The 1873-nt window shown below is 70.6% G+C and carries 2 protein-coding genes; both read right to left on the bottom strand.

From position 1 onward, the window contains the following. Positions 1–47: 47 nt before the first annotated feature. The gene (locus ACJOT3_RS34350) at positions 48–920 is read right to left on the bottom strand and encodes a carbohydrate ABC transporter permease (protein ID WP_406977302.1); all 873 of its coding nucleotides are present in this window, start codon (positions 918–920) and stop codon (positions 48–50) included. Continuing rightward, positions 917–1810: a carbohydrate ABC transporter permease gene (locus ACJOT3_RS34345; protein WP_406977303.1), complete on the bottom strand. Its 894-nt coding sequence runs from the start codon at positions 1808–1810 to the stop codon at positions 917–919. The genes ACJOT3_RS34350 and ACJOT3_RS34345 overlap by 4 nt, the downstream gene beginning before the upstream one ends. Between the last annotated feature and the right edge of the window lie 63 nt (positions 1811–1873).

The following is a 1873-nucleotide window of genomic DNA, read 5'->3' as shown; positions in this document are numbered from 1 at the left end:
CCCGCGGCCCCGCCGCGCGCCTGGTTCGGCCCTTGAGGACGCCTGCCTCAGCCCTTGAGGGCACCGGCCATCAGGCCGCGCATGAAGTAGCGGCCCAGCACCAGGTACACGACCAGGGTGGGCAGCGACGCCAGCACCGCCGCCGCCATCTGCTGGTTGTAGGGCACCACCATCGACCCGGCCACGTTGTTCAGCTGCACCGTCACCGGCCAGCTGTTGGGGCCGGTCAGGAACACCGCGAACAGGAAGTCGTTCCACGCCGAGGTGAACTGCCAGATCAGCGTCACCGCGAACGCCGGCGCCGACACCGGCAGCACCACCGACGCGTAGGTGCGCAGCATCCCCGCCCCGTCCACCCGGGCCGCCTCGATCAGGGTGTGCGGGATGCTCGCGTAGTAGTTGCGGAAGATGAGCGTGCAGATCGGGATCCCGTACACGGTGTGCGCCAGGATCAGCGGGAACACCCCGCCCATCAGGTTCGCGCTCACCAGCAGCTGCTGGAGCGGGATCATCACCGCCTGGTAGGGGATGAACATCCCGAACAGGAACAGGGTGAACACCGTGTCCGCGCCGGGGAACCGCCAGCGCGCCATCACGAACCCGTTCATCGACCCCAGCACCGCCGAGACCACCGCGCTGGGCACCGCCACCATCACGCTGTTGCGCAGCCCCGAGGCCAGGGCCTCCCAGGCCGCCGCCCAGCCCTCCACGCTCCAGGTCTGCGGCAGCGACCAGGCCCGGGCCGCGGTGGCCTCGGCGAAGGGCTTGAACCCGGTCACCAGCAGCACGTACATCGGCAGCAGGAACAGCACCGCCAGCCCGAACAGGACGGCGAACTTGACGGCCTGCCCGCGCCGGGTCGTCCCCGCCGCCCGGCCGCCCGGCGCGATCACCCGCTCGGGTGCGCTCTGAACACTCAACGGCCCTCGCTCCGTTCCTTGCGCACCGTCCACACCAGGTACGGGACGACGAACAGCGCCACCGCGAACAGCAGGTAGGAGGCGATGGTCGCGCCCTTGGCCGGGTCGCGGACCTCGAACACCATCGCCCACATGTACACCGCGGGCACGTCCGCGATGATCTGCTTCCCGGCGATGGCGATGATCAGGTCGAACACCTTCAGCGACATGTGCCCCAGGATGATCACCGCGCTCAGCAGCACCGGCCGCAGCTGGGGCATCACCACGTGCCGGTACACGCCCCACTCCGAGCAGCCGTCCACCCGGGCCGCCTCGCGCAGGTCCTCGGGCACCCCGCGGAAGCCCGCCAGGAACAGCGCCATGATGTACCCGGCCAGCTGCCAGATCGCGGGCAGCGCCATCGCCGCCATGCCGAAGTCCGGCGCGGTCCACCAGTCGTTGACCAAAAAGTCCAGGTTGAGGTGGACGAACAGGGCGTTGAGGCCGGTGGCGCGTTCGGCGGGGGCAGGGTTCATCAGCCACCGCCACACCACACCGGTGGCGATGAAGGACACCGCCATCGGCGCCAGGAACAGGGTGCGGAAGACCGGCTCGCCGCGGACGCCCTTGTCCAGCAGCAACCCCAGCAGCCACCCCAGCAGCAGGGCGCCGCCGACGAACACCACCGTGAACACGATGGCGTTGTTCACCGCGGCCGGCCAGCGGGCCTCCTGCCACAGGGCGACGAAGTTGGCCAGGCCGACGAACTCGCCCTCCTGGACGGGGGCGTGCTTGTCGCTGAGCGCCAGCCGGAGGTTCCAGCCGATCATGCCGTAGACGAACACCCCGATGAGCAGGATCGACGGGGAGACCAGCAGCAGCCCGGGCAGCCAGGTGCGGGCCCGGCGCAGCGCGCGGCGGGCCGTCGAGGGCGCGACCGCGCGCGGTGCGCCTTCAAAGGTGCGGCCGGGGCC

The organism is Nocardiopsis protaetiae, assembly GCF_045446735.1.
In the GTDB taxonomy this organism is placed as follows: domain Bacteria; phylum Actinomycetota; class Actinomycetes; order Streptosporangiales; family Streptosporangiaceae; genus Nocardiopsis; species Nocardiopsis protaetiae.
Note: the sequence above shows the minus strand (reverse complement) of the source record. Positions and strands in the feature narration are given on the sequence as shown.